16 protein-coding genes and 1 tRNA gene are annotated in these 18112 nt (G+C 62.7%); 10 read left to right on the top strand and 7 right to left on the bottom strand.

Annotated features, from left to right (window positions below; translation table 11 throughout):
* Nucleotides 1-4: 4 nt before the first annotated feature.
* Nucleotides 5-478, bottom strand: coding sequence for a methylated-DNA--[protein]-cysteine S-methyltransferase (locus tag KUO17_RS02440; RefSeq protein WP_217973448.1), 474 nt, complete (start codon nucleotides 476-478; stop codon nucleotides 5-7).
* 230 nt (nucleotides 479-708) lie between these two features.
* Between KUO17_RS02440 and KUO17_RS02435 the strand changes: the two genes are divergently transcribed.
* The 6 genes from KUO17_RS02435 to KUO17_RS02410 all read left to right on the top strand — a co-directional run bounded on the left by KUO17_RS02435 (nucleotide 709) and on the right by KUO17_RS02410 (nucleotide 7848).
* Nucleotides 709-2796, top strand: coding sequence for an LTA synthase family protein (locus KUO17_RS02435; protein WP_217973447.1), 2088 nt, complete (start codon nucleotides 709-711; stop codon nucleotides 2794-2796).
* Between the two features lie 264 nt (nucleotides 2797-3060).
* On the top strand, nucleotides 3061-4212 hold the full coding sequence (locus KUO17_RS02430) for a hypothetical protein (protein ID WP_217973446.1): 1152 nt from the start codon (nucleotides 3061-3063) through the stop codon (nucleotides 4210-4212).
* A 19-nt stretch (nucleotides 4213-4231) separates the two neighbouring features.
* Nucleotides 4232-5581, top strand: coding sequence for a T6SS immunity protein Tli4 family protein (locus KUO17_RS02425; RefSeq protein ID WP_217973445.1), 1350 nt, complete (start codon nucleotides 4232-4234; stop codon nucleotides 5579-5581).
* 90 nt (nucleotides 5582-5671) lie between these two features.
* A complete protein-coding gene (locus tag KUO17_RS02420) occupies nucleotides 5672-7012 on the top strand; it encodes a hypothetical protein (protein WP_217973444.1) in 1341 nt (446 codons plus the stop codon).
* 73 nt (nucleotides 7013-7085) lie between these two features.
* Nucleotides 7086-7322: a hypothetical protein gene (locus KUO17_RS02415; protein WP_217973443.1), complete on the top strand. Its 237-nt coding sequence runs from the start codon at nucleotides 7086-7088 to the stop codon at nucleotides 7320-7322.
* Between the two features lie 196 nt (nucleotides 7323-7518).
* Nucleotides 7519-7848, top strand: a complete 330-nt coding sequence (locus KUO17_RS02410; protein ID WP_163948670.1) for a ribonuclease E inhibitor RraB — start codon at nucleotides 7519-7521, stop codon at nucleotides 7846-7848.
* A 64-nt stretch (nucleotides 7849-7912) separates the two neighbouring features.
* Here KUO17_RS02410 and KUO17_RS02405 read toward each other — a convergent pair whose 3' ends face one another.
* Nucleotides 7913-8710 (bottom strand): cytochrome c, encoded by a 798-nt coding sequence (locus KUO17_RS02405; protein ID WP_217973442.1) that lies wholly within the window; start codon nucleotides 8708-8710, stop codon nucleotides 7913-7915.
* Between the two features lie 547 nt (nucleotides 8711-9257).
* On the opposite strand from KUO17_RS02405, the gene KUO17_RS02400 reads away from it, so the two are divergent.
* Nucleotides 9258-9986 carry an amidotransferase gene (locus KUO17_RS02400; protein ID WP_217973441.1) on the top strand — a complete coding sequence of 243 codons (729 nt, stop codon included), beginning with the start codon at nucleotides 9258-9260 and terminating at the stop codon, nucleotides 9984-9986.
* A 3-nt stretch (nucleotides 9987-9989) separates the two neighbouring features.
* On the opposite strand, the gene KUO17_RS02395 is transcribed toward KUO17_RS02400, so the two are convergent.
* The 3 genes from KUO17_RS02395 to KUO17_RS02385 form a co-directional block, all read right to left on the bottom strand.
* The gene (locus tag KUO17_RS02395) at nucleotides 9990-10961 is read right to left on the bottom strand and encodes a magnesium and cobalt transport protein CorA (RefSeq protein WP_217973440.1); all 972 of its coding nucleotides are present in this window, start codon (nucleotides 10959-10961) and stop codon (nucleotides 9990-9992) included.
* Nucleotides 10962-11029: 68 nt separating this feature from the next.
* A complete protein-coding gene (locus KUO17_RS02390; protein WP_217973439.1) occupies nucleotides 11030-11752 on the bottom strand; it encodes a lysophospholipid acyltransferase family protein in 723 nt (240 codons plus the stop codon).
* 92 nt (nucleotides 11753-11844) lie between these two features.
* Nucleotides 11845-12534, bottom strand: coding sequence for a crotonase/enoyl-CoA hydratase family protein (locus KUO17_RS02385; RefSeq protein ID WP_217973438.1), 690 nt, complete (start codon nucleotides 12532-12534; stop codon nucleotides 11845-11847).
* A gap of 267 nt (nucleotides 12535-12801) precedes the next feature.
* Between KUO17_RS02385 and KUO17_RS02380 the strand changes: the two genes are divergently transcribed.
* Nucleotides 12802-12891, top strand: a tRNA-Ser gene (locus KUO17_RS02380).
* A gap of 77 nt (nucleotides 12892-12968) precedes the next feature.
* Nucleotides 12969-13484 (top strand): DUF6630 family protein, encoded by a 516-nt coding sequence (locus KUO17_RS02375; RefSeq protein WP_217973437.1) that lies wholly within the window; start codon nucleotides 12969-12971, stop codon nucleotides 13482-13484.
* Nucleotides 13485-13586: 102 nt separating this feature from the next.
* On the opposite strand, the gene KUO17_RS02370 is transcribed toward KUO17_RS02375, so the two are convergent.
* A complete protein-coding gene (locus KUO17_RS02370) occupies nucleotides 13587-15719 on the bottom strand; it encodes a TonB-dependent siderophore receptor (RefSeq protein WP_217973436.1) in 2133 nt (710 codons plus the stop codon).
* 188 nt (nucleotides 15720-15907) lie between these two features.
* Nucleotides 15908-16288 carry a hypothetical protein gene (locus KUO17_RS02365; protein ID WP_217973435.1) on the bottom strand — a complete coding sequence of 127 codons (381 nt, stop codon included), beginning with the start codon at nucleotides 16286-16288 and terminating at the stop codon, nucleotides 15908-15910.
* Between the two features lie 337 nt (nucleotides 16289-16625).
* On the opposite strand from KUO17_RS02365, the gene KUO17_RS02360 reads away from it, so the two are divergent.
* Nucleotides 16626-18074, top strand: coding sequence for a serralysin family metalloprotease (locus KUO17_RS02360; RefSeq protein WP_217973434.1), 1449 nt, complete (start codon nucleotides 16626-16628; stop codon nucleotides 18072-18074).
* The last annotated feature ends 38 nt before the right edge of the window (nucleotides 18075-18112 follow it).

The following is an 18112-nucleotide window of genomic DNA, read 5'->3' as shown; positions in this document are numbered from 1 at the left end:
TCTGTCAGATCAACCATGCGCCCTCAAGCTGGAGCAACTGCTGCTTGCGCTCCAACCCCCCGGCAAACCCGGTCAGGCTGCCGTCGCTGCCGATCACCCGATGGCACGGCACGATCACCGCCACCGGGTTGGCCCCATTGGCCGTGCCCACCGCGCGAATCGCCTTTGGGCGCCCGATGGTGTTCGCCAACTGCGCGTAGCTGGTGGTCGTGCCATACGGAATTTGTTGCAACGCCCACCAGACCGCGCGCTGGAACTCGGTACCGCGTGGTGCCAGGGTCAGCTCGAAACGCTGGCGCCGGCCCTCGAAATACGCGTCCAGCTGGCGCGCCACCTCGTCCAGTTGCCCCGTCGCCGGCTGCCAGTGCTCATCCAGCGCCCACGGGTGCGCGCTGTCCATGTGCAGCAGGTGCAGGCCGTGCTCATCGCCGGCCAGCAACAACTGGCCAAGGGGGCTTGGGTGGTAGCGAAAGTGCATGAAGCGGTCTCCGAGCGCATGAAGGCCAACCATACCCGATTCACACGTGCGCATTCGAGCCCGCGTCTCAACAGAATTTTCACACCCGATTACCGACAATCCGCGTGCGCAATTATCTGTTCGCCCAAGGGCCTCGCAACGTCCGGTCGTTTAGGGCAAATTAAGCTGTTTTGCTGCAATATCACTGCAGTGCCCTCATAAAAATCTGAATCCTAGGGATCTCCCAATCCATGGCTAACACGGATGCCTTGAGTCATCAGCGGGCCGCCTCGCGCCCACTGCTGCAACCAACGCTCAAATCACACCTCGCCTACACCTTGCTGTGCGGTCTGGTGATCATGCTGATGCTGAGCCTGGTGCGCCTCGCGCTGCTGCTCTACAACAGCGACATGATCGGCGAAACGCCGCTCTGGACCGTGGCCGAAGGCTTTCGCAACGGTCTGCGCTTCGACCTGCGGGTGGTGGTCTACCTGAGCATCCCGCTGCTGCTGGCGGTCCTCAGTGCCCGCGCCATGGCCGCACGTGGCCTGTTCCGCCTGTGGCTGACGGCGGCGTCCAGCGTGGTGATGTTCCTCGGCCTGATGGAGATGGACTTCTACCGCGAGTTCCACCAGCGCCTCAATGGCCTGGTGTTCCAGTATGTGAAGGAAGACCCCAAGACCGTGCTGAGCATGCTCTGGTACGGCTTCCCGGTGGTGCGCTACCTGCTGGCCTGGGCCTTTGGCACCTGGCTGCTGAGCCTGCTGTTCAAGGGCATCGACCGCATGACCCGCCCGCGCGGCGAGTACGCCAGCAGTGTCGCCGGCCTGCGCAGCGTGGCACCGTGGTACACCCGTGGCGCGGTGTTCGTGGTGATCCTGCTGGTGGCGGTGATCGCCGCGCGCGGCACCCTGCGCCAGGGCCCGCCAATGCGGTGGGGCGATGCCTTCACCACCGATTCGAACTTCGTCAACCAGTTGGGCCTCAATGGCACCCTGACCCTGATCGACGCCGCCCATAGCCGCTTTGGCGAAGACCGCGCCAATGTCTGGAAGGCAACCGTCAAGCAGGAAGAGGCGACCCAGGTGGTACGTGAGCTGGTGCTCACCGAGCACGACACCCTGGTAGACGCCGACAGCGCCGCGATCCGTCGCGACTTCAACCCGCCCGTGGCCAACAGCCTGCCGATCAAGAACGTCGTGGTGATCCTGATGGAAAGCTTCGCCGGCCACTCCGTGGGCGCGCTGGGCAGCACCACCCAGATCACTCCGTATTTCGACAAGCTGGCCAAGGAGGGGCTGCTGTTCGACCGCTTCTTCTCCAACGGTACCCATACCCACCAGGGCATGTTCGCCACCATGGCCTGCTTCCCGAACCTGCCGGGCTTCGAGTACCTGATGCAGACACCCGAAGGCAGCCACAAGCTGTCCGGCCTGCCGGCGCTGCTCAGTGCCCGTGACTACGACGACGTGTACGTCTACAACGGTGACTTTGCGTGGGACAACCAGTCCGGTTTCTTCGGCAACCAGGGCATGACCACGTTCATCGGCCGCAACGACTTCGTCAACCCGGTGTTCTCCGACCCCACCTGGGGTGTGTCCGACCAGGACATGTTCGACCGCGGCGCACAGGAGCTGGCACACACCTACGGCAAGAAGCCGTTCTATGCCTTGCTGCAGACCCTGTCCAACCATACCCCGTACGCGTTGCCCAAGGACCTGCCGGTCGCGCCGGTCACCGACCAGGGCCGCCTCAACGAGCACCTGACGGCCATGCGCTACTCCGACTGGGCACTGGGGCAGTTCTTCGAGAAGGCGCGCAAGGAGCCTTACTTCAAGGAAACCCTGTTCGTGATCGTCGGCGACCATGGCTTTGGCAATGCGCAGCAGGTCACCGAGCTCGACCTGGGCCGCTTCAATGTGCCGTTGCTGCTGATTGCCCCGGGCATCCAGGAGAAGTTCGGTGCGCTCAGCCACACCGTGGGTACCCAGGTCGACATCGTGCCGACCATCATGGGCCGCCTGGGCGGCGAAACCCGTCAACAGTGCTGGGGGCGTGACCTGCTCAACCTGCCGGCGGGCGACCAGGGCTTCGGCATGATCAAGCCGTCGGGCAGCGAGCAGGTGGTTGGCCTGGTGCAGGGTGATCGCATCCTGATCAAGTCCAAGGACATGGCGCCGCGCCTGTACCGTTACCAGTTGGGTGCCAACTTCAAGGCCGAAGTGATCGAGAGCCCGGATCAGGAGCAGATGAGCCGTCAACTGGAGTCGTATATCCAGACGGCGACCAAGAGCCTGTTGGACAACACCGCCGGTGTGACCCACAGCACGCCGCAGTAACGCTGCGCGCGTTGCACTGAACAGGACCCCGGCTTGCCGGGGTCTTGGCTTTTCGGGCCATGGATGCTCAAATCACGCGCCTCAGCTAGAGGGGCCGGTATCGGCCCCGCAAAAAAGGATGTTTGCGTGCGTGTGTTCGTGTTGCTTGTGTGCCTGTGCCATTCGATTCATGCAGTGGCTGATGCCGCATCGCCTGCGCCTGATACGGCTCAGGAGTGCGTGGGGCGCTCCAGCCTTGTGGTACCGGCCAGCCTGGAGTGGCAAATGAGCGGTCTTCGCCTGGGCGAGCCGTTCGCCCGCTTCATGCCAGGGGGCGATACGTGGCAGGCCGACTACGGCGCGCCGGAGTTCTCCGGGGAATCGCACCTGGTCACTATCGATGTGAGCCCGCTCACTACCCGTGAGCTGTACGAGCGCCTCAAGGATCGCCTGGTCCTGAGCCGGGCCAATGCGCAGAGTGAGTACATCGTGGCCGAGCAGGTACGCATCGGGAACCTGATGACCCCGTACCTCAAGGACCGAAAGCCGAGCGAGTACTACGCCTTGAACGAGCGTTACAAGGCGCTTGCGCGCACCTTCGAACGCGTCCACAAGATCCCCGCTGAACGGGCGGCGCTTGAGGCAATGATCGCCGACTTCACGGGCAAGGGCTGGCCAGTGGATACGCTGCAGGCGCGCCTTCAGCGGCTGAACCGTGAAGACGCGGGGTACCCCGTCTCTGATCGCTTCAAGTGGCAGGTACTGCCGGACTTTGCCCTGGAGGATGGCTATGCGGTGTACAACGAGCAGGGGTTGACCGTGGTGCTGTGGCGCCAGTCGCGCGTCTACAAGCTGAACTTCGGTTATATCGAGCGGGGAGTGAGCAACGAGGAGGTACTGCAGCGGCTGGACCCTCACGTGCGCCGTGTGCTGGCCGCCTTGCGTCCGCGCGCCGCCTTCGAAGTGCCTCGGCAACCGGGCGTATGCCTGCCGTTCGGCTTCCTGGCCGATGACGGCACATCCCCCTATGCGGTGCGCGCCGCGTGGTTCGGGCGGCATCAGGAGGCGGTCCGCTACGACCTTCAGGTGGCCAGCCAGCCGCTGCGCGAACAGTTCGAGGCCCGGCGGGCCGCCGACCTGTCGCTCGACCGCACCACCTTCCCCGTACGCGAGCAACTGCCGGAACGGCAGTTCCGGCTGGGGCAGATGACCCTCCTGCAAACCACCACGCTGACCAAGTGGTACCTCGAACACGAAACGGATCGCCGCGAAACATTCCAGTTGCGGGCAGCGCACCTGGGCTCCACGCCCGTTCCCTCGATGATCCTGCAGGTGGACCAGTTGCACAGCCGCGAAGGGCTGAGCCTGAGGCTGTTGGAGGCCGAGGCGTCGAGATACTGGGGCAGGTACACGCCCTGCCGAACGCACCGCAAGTGACACAGAAAGGGAAACGTACATGAAGGCTTTGCAGCTGCGCTGGATTTGGCTGGCGTTGCTGGCCGCGCCGCTGCCGTCGCTGGCCGGCCCGCAACCGGATTACCAGACACCGCCGGGCTGGCGCACCGAGTGCATGGGGCGGGTGCAGTTCGATGTGCCCGGGGACATTGCCTGGCACATGGTCGATTACCACTGGGGAAAGCCCTTTTTCGACGATCCTCAACCCAACCCCACCATCACCCCGGGCGAGAGGCAGGTCGCGTATGGGGAAGGGCTGACGCCGGGCCACCGCTATCTGGTCAATATCGCGGTCAGCCCGTTGACCGACCCCAAGGTCTTCGAATATTACCGGTATATCCAGACCCTGGGGCGTGGAGAGGCGCAGGAGCGCGTTGTGCAACGCCGGATCGACGCGTTGGACACACAATACGACCAGAGCAAAGGGGACCAAAGGGCGATCGAGGCACTGCTCCAGCAGCAGCGTGACCTGAAGGACACCCTCAAGCGCATCGGTTATGTTCACTCGCAGCTGATCATGATCGATGACATCCTCCAGCAGTTCAGGCGCGAGGGGCGGCCGGTGGACAAGCTGCAGGCTGAGTACGATGCCTATTTCAAGGAGCAGACCCAGTGGCCGACCGATGCGCAGTTCGAACAGGAGCGCTTTATCGAGCTGGGCCTGCCTGACGCGTTTGCCCATTGGCATGACAACAGACTGGTCGCGTACCTGTTTCGCGATCAGCGCCTGTATCGCTTCGAGTTCCAGGGCGGCCCGGGTGCGCTGGACACCTCCGATGCGCTGACGCCACTGGAGCCCAAGGCGCGTGCCGTACTGGCCGCCTTCCGTACGCGTGCGCAGTATGAAATTCCGAAGGACAACGGCTTCTGCATACCGTACGGCTTCATTGCCGACGATGGGACGCCGCGACACGGCATCACCCTGGGCTTTACCCCGGTGGACAACCCTAAACTGCTGCACCGCCTGAGCATGAGCGATGACGGTGAAAAAGCCGTCGACATGCTGCCGATGCTGCTGGCGCGGCTGATCGCCAATCCGTTTCCGCAACTGATGAGCGTCGACAAGTTCGGGCCATCCAGGGTGCAGATCGGGGCCGCCAAGGGCAGAATCGGCGGCGCGCGCTACCGTCCCTTCCTGCCCGACACCTTCGAACTGTCGCCCATCGAAACCTTCAAGATAACCGCCGGCAGCCTGTCCACCGAGTACCAGCCGACGGTGATGCTCAGCGTCATCAACGAACACTCCGACCCACCGCTTGAATTCGAGCCCTCCAAGGCCGATTTCCTCACCACGCTGGAAAGTGTACGGGCGTTGCCGGGGGGCCATCGTTTCGAGCCGGTGCCCGACTGAGGAGCCCCGTGGGGCAGCGCAAGGTTGGGCTGATTCAAATGGATATTCACATCACGCGCCTCGGGAAGCGGGGCGGCAGGGGAAATGCACATGAGGTCGTTGAACAAGGGCTGTATCTGGATGGCGTTGCTGGCAATGCCGCTGTCGTCGCTGGCCGCGCCGCAACCGGATTACCAGACACCGCCGGGCTGGCGTACCGAGTGCATGGGACGGGTGCAGTTCGATGTGCCCAAGGAGATTGCCTGGCAGCTTGTGGGGGGCTACTGGCATGAGCCGGACTTCGAGCCCATCAGCCCCACCCTCACCCTCGGTGACCAGCAGGTCGTGTATGGCGAGGGGCTTACGCCCGACCAGCCCTACCTGGTGAAGATCGAAGTCAGCCCCGTGACGGATCGAAACGTCTTTGATCGCCTGAAGCTTGTCCACGGTCCTCGTCGCGGGGCGGCGCAGACGCGGGTGGTGCGAGCGCAGATCGAGGCGCTGCAGGCCAGAATCGAGGCGAAAAAGGAAAAAAATCAGGACTATTCCGCGCTGCTGGACCAGCGTAGCGATCTGGAGGAAACCGTTACCCGTATCAACTGGGTGAGCACCGAGTTGTTCGTGCTCAACGACATGATCCGCGAATTCACGCCCCAGGGACGCCCCACCGTCAAGCTGGAGGCCGAGCGCGCGGCCTATCTGGAGGAACAGGCCAAGTGGCCGACTGATGCCGTGTTCGAGCAGGAGCGCTTTCTGAACCTGGGGATGGCGGATTCGTTTGCCGACTGGACGCCGGGCAGGCTGTTGGCGTACCTGTGGCGCAACCAGCGCATCTATCGCTTTGTGTTTGATGCAGGGCCGGACGCCTCTGGCGCACCGGCATTGCTGGAACATGTAGAGCCGAAGGCGCGCGCCGTGCTCGCCGCGTTCAGGACGCGCGAGCAAAACGAAATCCCGCAGCAAAGCGGCTTCTGCCTGCCGTTCGGCTTCATTGCCGACGATGGCACCCCGCCGCATGCGATCACCCTGGGCTTCAACCCTGTGAACAACCCACACCTGCCGCACAGACTGAGCATGGGGGGCGAGTACCGGAAAGGCCCTGAGTTGATGCGCAAGCTGTTGGAGCATGTGGGCGATCGACGCTTTCCGATTCTCGTCCAGACCGACGCGTTCGGTCCCTTGCGCGTGCCGCTGGGCGCCGTGTACGGCAGCCTCGAGGGTGCGGGCTACTTTGCCCAGGATGCGTACCAGAAACCGGCAAACTACGAAACGTTCGTACTCACCGTCGACGCCCCTGCCAGCGAGTATCAGCCCAGCGTGGGGCTGACGGTGCTCGACGATCACTCCCAGCCGGCGCTGACGTACGCGGCTGTCCAGGCCGATGTACTGACCACCCTGAAAAGCATCCGGGCGTTGCCGGGCAACCATCGCTTCGAGCCGCAGGCTGACTGAACAACCGCCCTGGCGCGGGGTCAACGGAAGGTAAGGCTGATTCACCCTGAGTTGCGTCACTGAGGAGAATCCAATGAAAGCGTGGGAAATTACCTTTGTCGATCAAAAAGGCGAAAGGACCTCGCTGCCGTTTACCGCCGAGCGCGAGCCCAGCATCGAAGAGGCTGCGCGGCTGATTCGTACCCACCTGTTTCCCGTCATGGCCGAACTCGACCTCAACGATTTCCAGGACCGCGTCGTCTCTCCTACGGCCAAGTGGCTGAAGGAGCAGAGCGGGGTGCAAATCACTTCGATTGTCCAGATGCCCTGAACGCTTTTGTCACTGGCATACCAGGCTGATTGGCGCTAGGCTGCTGGCAGGGCCACGTTTCAACGCTGCAGGCCCTGTTTCCCTTTAAACCATCGCTGCATCCGCTGCATCCGCTCGAATTGCCCACCGTCGTCCCGCGTGGTGGGCAAGTGCTATCGCACTGAAAGTCTATCCATCGCGACGAGGAGGACGATTCATGAGCAGCCAGTATGAGGACATCAGCAGCACGGTTTTGCGCCGCATGAAAGAAGGCGGTTTCGATTTTGCACAAATCCATCCTATCGAGTTCTATGCGGTTTTCCCGGACGAGGAGCGGGCGCGCAGGGCAGCAGGGCAGTTTCGTGGCGAGTCGCTCAGCGCGCAGGTGCGTGAGAGCGACGAAGGCTGGCAACTGGAATTGAGCAAGGTGATGTACGCCACCTACGGGGGTATCGGCGAGTTCGAGCATGATTTCGAGATTGCCATCTCGCCCCTGGGCGGTGAGATCCAGGGCTGGGGGGTCAAGCAGGAACGATTGCTGGCCTGAACCCGGTTGCAGTACGCGGGGCGGCCCGCCGCCCCGATCCATTCTCTGTTTACCCCTTGCAAGCTCAGGGCTTGCGCGTGGCCATGTGCGCCAGGTAGCTCAGCAGTTGTTCCAGTTCCGGGTCGCTGATCACCGTTTCGGCAAAGCCGGGCATGCGTGCCTGTGGCCAATGGCGCAGGCTTTGCGGGTCGCGGATGTAGCGGCGCAGGAGCGCGGGCTGGAAATACTCGGTGGGGTTGTAGGGCAGGTTCAGGTCCGGGCCAAACTGGGCGTCACCGGCACCATTGAGCCGATGGCAGGCCAGGCAGTGCTTCTGAAACAGCGCAAAGCCCAGGTTGATCGGGTCGTCGCTGCGCAATTGCGACGCCGGGCGCAGCGCCGGGAAGCGCTCGGCCACAGGCTTGAGACGGCGGATGCTGGCGATCTGAAACGGCCATTGCTCCGGGCTGATACGGCCCGCCTCGGGGTGTGTCCACACCAGATAGAACGGCCCCGCGCTGCCTTTGCCCTGGCTGAGCGGCGGCCACGGCTGGGCCGGGTCTTCCACGGCCAGCCACGCTTGTGTCGGGCCATGCTCGAGCAACGCGGCGGCCGGCATCTCGGCGGCAAAGCCGTCCAGTGCCACGGCCTGCAGGTGGTCTTCGGGCTTCACGCCTTCCAGAAGCGCGGCCAAGGGTACGGCACGGTAGTGCATGCTCTTCCTGTACGACACATCGCTGTCGATGCGGATAGCCTGCGCCTGCGGGTGTGCCAGCAGTTGAGCCGTCTCCCAGTGGCGCTCTGCGTCGCCCAGCGCCAGGGTCAATTGCGCCGCCTGCAACGGCAGGCTCAGCAGCAACAGCAGGGCAAGGCAATGGCGCATGGGCAGTCTCCAACCTTCGAGGTCGGCAGCATACACCAGGGCTGACGTGACGCCGGGGTGAAGGAGTGTTCGCGCTTAGCCGAACAGGCGCGTGAGGTTGGGCACGATCAACAGCAACGTCGTCGCAAAAAGAATGAGCCCGGCTTGACGTACTTTCGATTGTTTGAACATGGCTGACTGCCTTTTTTGTTGTTATTCCTGAGTGCCGAATGGCGTCCTTGTCCAGGCATCGCGAAACGCCTGAGCGTCCGGGATGCATCCCCGCTGCATCCGTCACGAACCTGCTGTGTTTCGGTATACAACTAACCTTAGGGTCAACGTTACCTGTGTTTTAGAACCCTTTCGTATTACTCGATAACTTTTTAGCGATTCATGCTATGAGGCTAATAGCCACCTGGTGATCATCCCTTCTGCTAGACGCGTGCGCGCAGCGGCTGGCGGCATTGCTCAATCCTGACCGTTCGTCCGAGTCAACACTTGCCTCCAGGCGTCATTCGCGGCAGGCTCTAGCGACACTTTGTGCCTCATGCCGTTCGGGACTAAAACTATGTCGTTACGCATCTGCATCCTGGAAACCGATGTCCTGCGACCCGAGCTGGTCGATCAGTATCAGGGCTACGGCCGGATGTTCGAGCACCTGTTCACCCACCAGCCGATTGCCGCCGAGTTTCGCGTGTACAACGTGATGAATGGCCATTACCCCGACGACGACCAGGTGTTCGATGCGTACCTGGTCACCGGGAGCAAGGCCGATTCATTTGGCGACGACCCTTGGATTGCCCGCCTCAAGGCGTTCTTGCTGGACCGCTACCAGCGTGGCGACAAGCTGTTGGGCGTGTGTTTCGGCCATCAGTTGCTGGCGCTGCTGCTGGGCGGCAAGAGCGAGCGCGCGACCCAGGGCTGGGGCGTGGGCACGCACCGTTACGTGATGGCGGCCAAGGCGCCGTGGATGAGCCCGCAGGTCGAGGAACTGACCTTGCTGATCAGCCATCAGGACCAGGTGACCCGCCTGCCCGAAAATGCCACGGTGATCGCCTCCAGTGACTTCTGCCCGTATGCGGCCTATCACATCGGCGATCAGGTGCTGTGTTTCCAGGGCCATCCCGAGTTCATCCATGACTATTCGCGGGCGCTGCTGGACCTGCGCCAGCAGCACCTGGGGCAGGAGGTGTACAGCAGAGGGGTGGCCAGCCTCGACCAGCAGCATCAGGGCAGCACCGTGGCCGAATGGATGATGCGTTTCGTTGCGCACAAGCCGGGCAGCCCGTCGGCCTGAGCCCTACAGCCAGCCGGAGCGCTTGAAGCTGGCGAACAGCGTCGTGCATCCCACGGCGATCACCCCCAGTACGGCGAAGTAGCCGTACTGCCAGCTCAACTCCGGCATGTTCTGGAAATTCATCCCGTAGATCCCCGCCACAGCGGTGGGGAAGGCCAGGATCGCCGCCCAGGCCGCGAACTTGCGCTGGGTGATGCTCTGGCGCGACGACTCCAGCAGCATGCCGATCTCGATGGTCTGGCTGGCGATGTCACGGATGCCTGAAAGGTCTTCCATCTGTCGCGTGACATGGATCTGCACGTCGCGAAAATACGGGCGCATGTTCTTGTCGATGAACGGAAATGTCAGGCGCTGCAGTTCCTCGCTGACTTCCATCATCGGCGCCACATAACGGCGCAGGCGCAATATGTCGCGGCGCAGGCCATGCAGGCGGCGGATGTCGTCTTCCTGCAACGAGCTGCTCAGCACGTTGTTCTCCAGCTCTTCGATCTCGCCGTGGATGGCTTCGCTGACCGGCTGGTAGTTCTCGGTGACGAAATCCAGCAGCGCGTAGAGCACGAAGTCTTCGCCGTGCTCGAGCAGCAGCGGGCGTGCCTCGCAGCGCTGGCGGACCAGCGCGTAGGATTTGGAGTGGCCGTTGCGGCAGGTGATGATGTAGCCGTTGCCGGCGAAGATATGGGTTTCGATGAACTCCAGCTTGCCGTCCTGGCGCACCGGGGAATAGGTGACGATGAACAGCGCGTCACCGAAGGTCTCCAGCTTTGGCCGGCTGTGCTTTTCCAGCGCATCCTCGATCGCCAGTTCGTGCAGGTTGAACTGGCGCTGCAGGTTGGCCAGCTCCTGGGCATTGGGCTCTTCCAGGCCGATCCAGACGAAATGGCCAGGCTTGCTGGCCCATTCGGCGCCCTCATCGAGGCTGATATTGGTGACTTTCCTGCCCGCGCTGTACACCGCTGCCGCTACGACTCGACCCATGGTTGTGCGTTTCCCCGTTATTTCGTACAAACCCCAGCTTGGTCTGACTCCGGGCAATCGGCAACTGTTCAGCGCCCGTGCAGTTCGTTTTCCATCCGATCGATGCAGTCCTGCATCTGCTGGCGGCATTGTTCGGCCAGGGCCGGTACGTCCTGATGGGTCAGGCCGCTGGTGGAAATCGGCGCCAGCGAGCGAATGATCACCTTGCTGCGCCGCCAGCCATTGAGGTTGAGGCGGTACGCGTAGCGGCTGACGCACACCGGCACGATGGGCACGCCGGCCTCCACGGCCATGTGAAAGGCGCCTTTCTTGAAGGGCAGCAGGTGTTCGCCGGCATTGCGCGTGCCTTCGGGGAACACCCAGATCGAGGTGTCCTGTTCCTGCAGGGTGCGGGTGGTGGTCTGCATGGCACGGCGTGCCTGATAGGCGTTGCCGCGATCGACCAGCACATTGCCGCCCAGCCAGAACAGCTGGCCGAACAGCGGCACCCATTTCAGGCTCTTCTTGCCGATGCACACGGTGCGCGGCGGCACCACGTGGCCGAGCACGAACAGGTCGTGATTGGACTGATGGTTGGCGATGATCACGCAGCCCGGCGGCTGGTCGAACAGCGGGCCGACTTCGGCCTGTATCTGCAGGCGCATCAGCCAGGTGGCGGGCCAGCCGTACAGGCGTGCGCACAGGCGGCTGTTGTCGGGGTGGAAGGGCCGGCACAGGCCGATCAGTACACCCAGCACGCCGGCCAGAATAAAGTGCAGCCCCAGCAGGGGCATGCGAATGAGCATTAACATCGGATCAACCCCAGACAAAACGCGGCGCAGTGTACGGTTGTGCACCGCCTGGGGCAAACGATCGTTTTAACGGTTCAAAGGCCTCGCTGGGCTCAGCCCAGATGCTCCTGGTCCCGAATGATCGCGTCATCCAGCAGTTCCAGCAGGGCCTTGCGCACCTTGAGCTTGGTGTGCTTGTGCGCGCTCATGTTGATCTTCTTCAGTTGCTGCGCCGCAGCCAGGGCGCTGGCGTGCAATTGTTCGGCCGGCACTACCTTGTCGAGAAAGCCCGCATCCACCGCGCTCACCGGGTCGAACATCTCGGCATTGATCACCGAGCGATGGAACGCCGAGCGACGCAGCCGATCACGTGCCAGCTCGATGCCGGCATGGTGCATGGTCATGCCGATCTGCACTTCGTTCAGGCCGATGCTGAACGGGCCCTCGACGCCGATGCGGTAGTCGGCCGACAGCAGCAGGAACGCGCCTTTGGCCACCGCGTGGCCAGGGCAGGCGACGATCACCGGGAACGGGTGCGACAACAGGCGTCGCGCCAGGGTCGAGCCTGCCGTCACCAGCGATACCGCGGCCTGGGGGCTTGCGGTCATCACCTTGAGGTCGTAGCCGCCGGAGAGAATGCCTGGCTGGCCGGTGATGATGACCACGGCGCGGTCCTGCACGGCGCGGTCCAGCGCACTGTTGAAGGCACTGATCAGGTCGGGCGAAATGGCGTTGACCTTGCCGTTGTTCAGGGTCAGGGTCGCGATGCCGTCTTCCAGGTGGTAGGTAACCAGTTCGCTCATGACAGAGTTCCTTTAGGTGAAGTGGGCTGACGTTACCCAGCTGCCACGGCCAGGTAAAGCGCCAAGACTGACCGGTGGGTCAGGCAAAAGGCTGTAGGCCTTGCGTGGCGGGCGCCGCCAGCGCAGCGCAGCCGAAGCACTCCAGAGATTGGCGGCTTTGCCACTTCTTGCTTAAGCGCATGAATATTCTGAAAAAAACCTTTGCCATTGAAAGTGCTTTCGACTACATTAGCGCGCCTCGACAGGGTGAACTGCCTGGCGAGAACCGGTGAAGTGTCCGAGTGGCTGAAGGAGCACGCCTGGAAAGTGTGTATACAGGAAACTGTATCAAGGGTTCGAATCCCTTCTTCACCGCCATATTCGATACGCTGAAAGCCCCCGGACTTGAAAGAGTCCGGGGGTTTTTTGTTGGGCCCATGAAAAGGAGGTTTCAGATGCTTACAGAGTGTTTTTCCGAGCAGCAGATCCATGCCGCCGAGCAGGTGTTCACCCTGGTCAGCCCTTCGGCTGACATGGCGCGCGATCACCTCCAGGCGTTTCGTGAGCTGGAACTGGATGAAGACGACATCGAAGAGTTCGAGGAAGATCCCAAGCAGTTGATGTGGATGGTCAAGGACATCGCTGACTGGGAATCGGTGTTCTACGTGGACTGGAAGGACACCGAGTCGTTCGTGCAGAGCGTTCAGCAGTTGGCTGAAGCGCGCGGGGCCGAAGTGACCTTTGGTGTCGAAGATGCCGAAGACGAAGATTTCCTCGAGAACCACAGCGTGTCGCAGCTGATGATCCTGGCCCATGCCGAGCTCGGGAAGCAGGGCCTGGTGCTGTGGAACTGGTCGACGCTGGAAGACTGCTACAGCGGTTTCATCACCACCCCGGATGCGGCAGCCAAGCTGCATGAGATCGCTGACGTACTGGAAGTGCAGTTCCGCGAGGGCAGCACGCCGTTCTGATCTGCGGCGCGCCCTTCGCTGGCAAGCCGGCTACCACAGGTACAGTGTCAATCTTCTGATCACTGAAATCCTTGTGGGGCTGGCTTGCCAGCGAAGAGGCCCTCAGAAGCTCACAGACGCCGACACCCGCGCAGTGCGCGGCGCGCCCTGAAACAGATACCCATCGCCCAGATACGCCCCTGCATCGCGCCAGTAGCGCCGGTCGAACAGGTTATCCACCGTCAGGCGCAGCACCGTGTCATACCCGCCGATACGCGTGCGGTAGCGGCTGCCCACATCGAATACCGCATACCCACCCACCTCGACCGTACCCGCCTGATTGGCATACTTGCTCGCGCTGTAGCGCGCGCCGCCCAGCAGTGCCAGCCCGGGTACGCCGGGCAGGCTGTAGTCGGCCTGCAGCGCCGCGCGAAAATTGGGCACATTCAATGCCTGATGGTCGTCATAGGCGTCGGTACCGCTCCCTTGCACCCGCGCCCGAATCGCTGCCGCGCTGGCGTTGATCTGCAGGTTCGAGGTCACCCAGCCGCTGGCGGCCAGTTCCAGCCCGGTGTTCTTCTGCTGGCCTTGCTGAACGTAGGTGAACTCGCCTGCACCGTCCGGCTGGGCATACTGATACGCCTGGCGCAGCTGGAACAGCGCCGCGCTCAGGCTCATGCGCTGCCATTCGCGCTTGATGCCCAGCTCGATCTGGCGCGAGGTGGTGGGGGCGAGGATGTCCTGGTTGTTGGTGGCGAACCACGGCGCTGCATTGCCGGACGACAGCCCCTTGCTGTAGCTGGCGTACAGCGAGATGTCCTGGCGCGGCTTGTAGATCAGCGCGGCGTTGGGCAGCAGTTGGTACTGGCGGGTATGGCGCAGCGGCTCGCCCTGTTCATTGAACGCCTGCTCGTCGAGGCGAACCATGCGCGCACCCAGCACGGTTTGCCAGTGTTCGTTGAAGCTGATGCGATCGCTGGCGAACAGGCCGTACTGGCGGCTGTCGAGGCGGCGCTCGCTGTGCCCCGGTGTCCCGTCGAACGGTGCCAGCCCGGGGGTTGGCTGATAGATGTTGCCGCTGCCAAGCCACTGGTTGAAGGTCGGACGCTGGTCGAGCGTGCGCCGTTGCGCGCTGCTGCCCACGGTCAGGTCATGGTCCAGGCCGCCCAGTTTGAAGCGGCCATTGAGCGCCAATTGCGCCTCGTCGGTGCGGCGGGTGTCGTCGGGGCTACGGTAGTCATAGATGTCGTAGTCGCCTTCGGGGCTGAAATGCGCGTCCATCCCCGACCCCCAGGCAAACGAGCTGTAGTCGTCGATTACTACATGGCTGCGCGATGCACTCACGCTGCCGGTCCAGGCCTCATTGAAGCGGTAGTCGAACTTGCCGCCCAGGTTCAGCGAATCGATCTGCACCGGCTTGGCCCAGTGCTGATAGGCCAGGCGATCCTTCGGGTCGATGCCGTGCGGTAGCTGCGTGCCGCCGAGCAACTGGTAGCCCGGCACCGAGCGCTGTTCACGCTGCTGGTACTCGACGTCCAGTTGTAGCAGAGCATCCGGGTTGATCTGCCAGTCGAAGGCCAGCGAGGCGAAATCGCGCTTGCCGTCGGCATGCTCGACGTACGAACGAATGTCTTCATGGGCCAGGTTGGCACGCAGGCCGAACTGGCGCTCGCTGCCGAACCAGCCACCCAGATCGGCGGCGATGTAGCGCTCGCCCTGTTCATTGCTCGACACGGTCAGTGCACGCACATCCTGCGGGCGCTTGGTCACGTAATTGATCAACCCGCCCGGTTCGGCCACGCCGCTCTGCAAGCCGGACAACCCCTTGAGCAGCTCGACCTGCTGCTTGTTTTCCAGGGCCACGTTCTGTTCGCCGGCAATGGTCTGACCATTGATGGTGTAACTGTGCGCCGCGTCGAGTTCGAAGCCGCGCACGTTGAAATTTTCGTAATAACCGATGGGGGCGTAGCTTTCGCCAACCGAGGCATCGCTTTGCAGCACCTGGCTGAGCAGGCGCACCTGGCGGTCCTGCAGCAGTTGTTCGGTGAACACCGACACGGAGGCCGGCGTGTCGAGCAGCGGCGCTGCCGCGAAACCTGCCACCGAGGCCTGGCGTGGCTGGTAGCCGTCATCGAGTACGTCGGAGACATTCAGGGGCGCGAGGGTGATGTCATTGGCGGCCAGGGTGTGTGGCGAACTCAAGGCCAGGCCGAAGCTCAGCAGGCTGACGGGCAGGCGAGGGCGGTGCAGGGTCATGCAGAAAGCTCCTTGAGGGCCTGCAGCGGGCGCGCCGTTATTGTTCGGCAGCTACCCGATAGCTGAAAGCCCATTACGGCAAAGGGAAGCGCGGCAGGTGAGCGCAACCGGCGCGAAAGTGCAGGGCCTGCCGGCGTTGCGCCGGCAGGCGGGGGCATATTACCTGAACGAAATGCCGAGGATGGAATTCAGCGAGGGTCGCTGGCCACCTCGTGCCGGCGCCAGTAGCCGTCGATCTTCGACCAGGTGCGGCTGTCGGTCACCGCCAGCAGCTTGCGACCGTCCTTGAAGGTGGCGAGGAAGGTCACCTCCTCTTCCTTGCCACCCAGCCAGAGCCCGGCGAGCAGGCCGACGGGGCCGGCGACCAGCGCGCCGGCCATGCCCCAGCTCAGGGCGCTGCCCAGGTGGCGGCTCGATTCCTGGTTGGCGACCTTCATGTGCTTGATGCGTGAGAGGGCGATCTTCTCGCCTTGAGAGGGGCTGCCAGCGGTCTTGAGTGTGAGCGATCCATTGCGATACTCGCCTTCACCTTGCAAGAAGTCGCCGGATTGAACCGTGAGTCTTGTCATGGGCATCGTCCGAAATCAGGGGGCAGTTGACGACTTCCTACTCAGCGCCGCGCCGCAGTACAAGTCAATGCTCAGGCGACAGAGGGTAGATTCTGGGGTGGGGTGCGTTGTCGCAGGGGAGCCGCTGACGTGTAGCCGCACGGACAGCATGCGCGCCGCGACGTGGTATTTTTGTCCGACAATTCGCCTGGAAATTGGCGTCAAAATAACGCTAGAAGTTTGTTCGGTTATATGGCAATTTGCCCACGCCTTTATCAGGGCGAGTGACAGGACGTTCTCGCCAAGGGACCGTTCTGTCTGAAAAACAACGGCTTTTAGCAAACAAGGAAGTGTAAGTATGTCGACCGCTCAACCCTCGGCATTGGCCCTGGCAGTTCAGCCAAAGGGCTACAGTGCCGCCTATCAGCAATTGAGCAACTTCGCTCACCAGTACGACCGCGGCGCCGGTACCCTCAATGGCAAACCCTCGTTCAGCGTCGATCAGGCTGCTACCCAGCTGTTGCGCGATGGCGCTGCCTGGAAAGACCTGAACAAAGACGGTTTCATCAACCTCACCTACAGCTTTCTGACCCGGGCACCGGCGGACTTCGACCGCGAACTGGGCAGCTTCAGCGCGTTTTCCGCGCAGCAGCAGGCCCAGGCCAAGCTGGCCATGCAGTCCTGGTCGGACGTTGCCAAGATCACCTTCCAGCAGGCGGCCAGTGGCGGCGATGGTCACATGACCTACGGCAACTACAGCGACGGCAGCAGCGGCGGCGCAGCCTTCGCCTACCTGCCGTACCAGTTCGCCGGGTCGCACAAGGGCGAGACCTGGTACCTGGTCAACAATCAGTACCGCGAAAACACCAACCCGGACAACGGCAACTACGGTCGCCAGACCCTCACCCACGAGATCGGTCACTCGCTGGGCCTGTCGCACCCTGGCGACTACAACGCCGGTGAAGGCAACCCGAGCTACCGTGATGCCACGTATGGCCAGGACTCGCGTGGCTACAGCGTCATGAGCTACTGGAGTGAAAGCAACACCAGCCAGAACTTCAGCAAGGGCGGTGCCGTGACCTATGCGTCCGCACCGCTGATGGACGACATCGCCGCCATCCAGAAGCTCTACGGCGCCAACTACGCGACCCGCGCCGGCGATACCGTGTACGGCTTCAACTCCACCGCCGACCGTGACTTCTATTCGGCCACTTCGTCGTCCTCCAAGCTGGTGTTTTCGGTGTGGGACGGTGGCGGCAACGACACGCTGGACTTCTCCGGCTTTACCCAGAACCAGAAGATCAACCTCAATGAAGGGTCGTTCTCGGATGTTGGCGGCATGGTGGGCAACGTTTCCATCGCGCAGGGCGTCACCGTGGAAAACGCCATCGGCGGCTCGGGCAACGACCTGCTGATCGGCAATGCGGCGGCCAACATGCTGGTGGGCGGTGCCGGTAACGACATCATCTTCGGCGGCGGCGGGGCAGACCTGATGTGGGGCGGTGCCGGTCGGGATACCTTCGTGTTCGAATCCAGCAGCGACTCGACCCCGCAGGCGCCGGACTGGATCATGGATTTCACCAGCGGCCAGGACAAGATCGACCTGACCGGCTTTGCCGCGTTTTCGGTGAACAAGCTGCAACTGGACTTCGTCACCGCCTTCACCGGGCACGCGGGTGAAGCGCTGCTCACCTACGACAAGGTCAACAACGTGGGCGGTCTTGCCATCGATTTCACCGGGGTTGGCCAGGCCGACTTCCAGGTGTACACGGTGGGCCAGGCTGCCATTACGGATATCGTGGTCTGATAGCGGCGTAATCGGGGGTGGCGCGTGCGCCGCTCCTT

The organism is Pseudomonas aegrilactucae (assembly GCF_019168305.1).
Lineage (GTDB): Bacteria > Pseudomonadota > Gammaproteobacteria > Pseudomonadales > Pseudomonadaceae > Aquipseudomonas > Aquipseudomonas aegrilactucae.
Note: the sequence above shows the minus strand (reverse complement) of the source record. Positions and strands in the feature narration are given on the sequence as shown.

Bases quoted from the DNA above. Each gene is read 5' to 3' on its own strand.
- KUO17_RS02410 (WP_163948670.1), top strand. From the start codon at position 7,519: ATGAGCAGCCAGTATGAGGACATCAGCAGCACGGTTTTGCGCCGCATG.
- KUO17_RS02400 (WP_217973441.1), top strand. From the start codon at position 9,258: ATGTCGTTACGCATCTGCATCCTGGAAACCGATGTCCTGCGACCCGAG.
- KUO17_RS02405 (WP_217973442.1), bottom strand. From the start codon at position 8,710: ATGCGCCATTGCCTTGCCCTGCTGTTGCTGCTGAGCCTGCCGTTGCAG.
- KUO17_RS02390 (WP_217973439.1), bottom strand. From the start codon at position 11,752: ATGTTAATGCTCATTCGCATGCCCCTGCTGGGGCTGCACTTTATTCTG.
- KUO17_RS02415 (WP_217973443.1), top strand. From the start codon at position 7,086: ATGAAAGCGTGGGAAATTACCTTTGTCGATCAAAAAGGCGAAAGGACC.
- KUO17_RS02395 (WP_217973440.1), bottom strand. From the start codon at position 10,961: ATGGGTCGAGTCGTAGCGGCAGCGGTGTACAGCGCGGGCAGGAAAGTC.
- KUO17_RS02360 (WP_217973434.1), top strand. From the start codon at position 16,626: ATGTCGACCGCTCAACCCTCGGCATTGGCCCTGGCAGTTCAGCCAAAG.
- KUO17_RS02435 (WP_217973447.1), top strand. From the start codon at position 709: ATGGCTAACACGGATGCCTTGAGTCATCAGCGGGCCGCCTCGCGCCCA.
- KUO17_RS02440 (WP_217973448.1), bottom strand. From the start codon at position 478: ATGCACTTTCGCTACCACCCAAGCCCCCTTGGCCAGTTGTTGCTGGCC.
- KUO17_RS02420 (WP_217973444.1), top strand. From the start codon at position 5,672: ATGAGGTCGTTGAACAAGGGCTGTATCTGGATGGCGTTGCTGGCAATG.
- KUO17_RS02425 (WP_217973445.1), top strand. From the start codon at position 4,232: ATGAAGGCTTTGCAGCTGCGCTGGATTTGGCTGGCGTTGCTGGCCGCG.
- KUO17_RS02365 (WP_217973435.1), bottom strand. From the start codon at position 16,288: ATGACAAGACTCACGGTTCAATCCGGCGACTTCTTGCAAGGTGAAGGC.
- KUO17_RS02375 (WP_217973437.1), top strand. From the start codon at position 12,969: ATGCTTACAGAGTGTTTTTCCGAGCAGCAGATCCATGCCGCCGAGCAG.
- KUO17_RS02385 (WP_217973438.1), bottom strand. From the start codon at position 12,534: ATGAGCGAACTGGTTACCTACCACCTGGAAGACGGCATCGCGACCCTG.
- KUO17_RS02430 (WP_217973446.1), top strand. From the start codon at position 3,061: ATGAGCGGTCTTCGCCTGGGCGAGCCGTTCGCCCGCTTCATGCCAGGG.
- KUO17_RS02370 (WP_217973436.1), bottom strand. From the start codon at position 15,719: ATGACCCTGCACCGCCCTCGCCTGCCCGTCAGCCTGCTGAGCTTCGGC.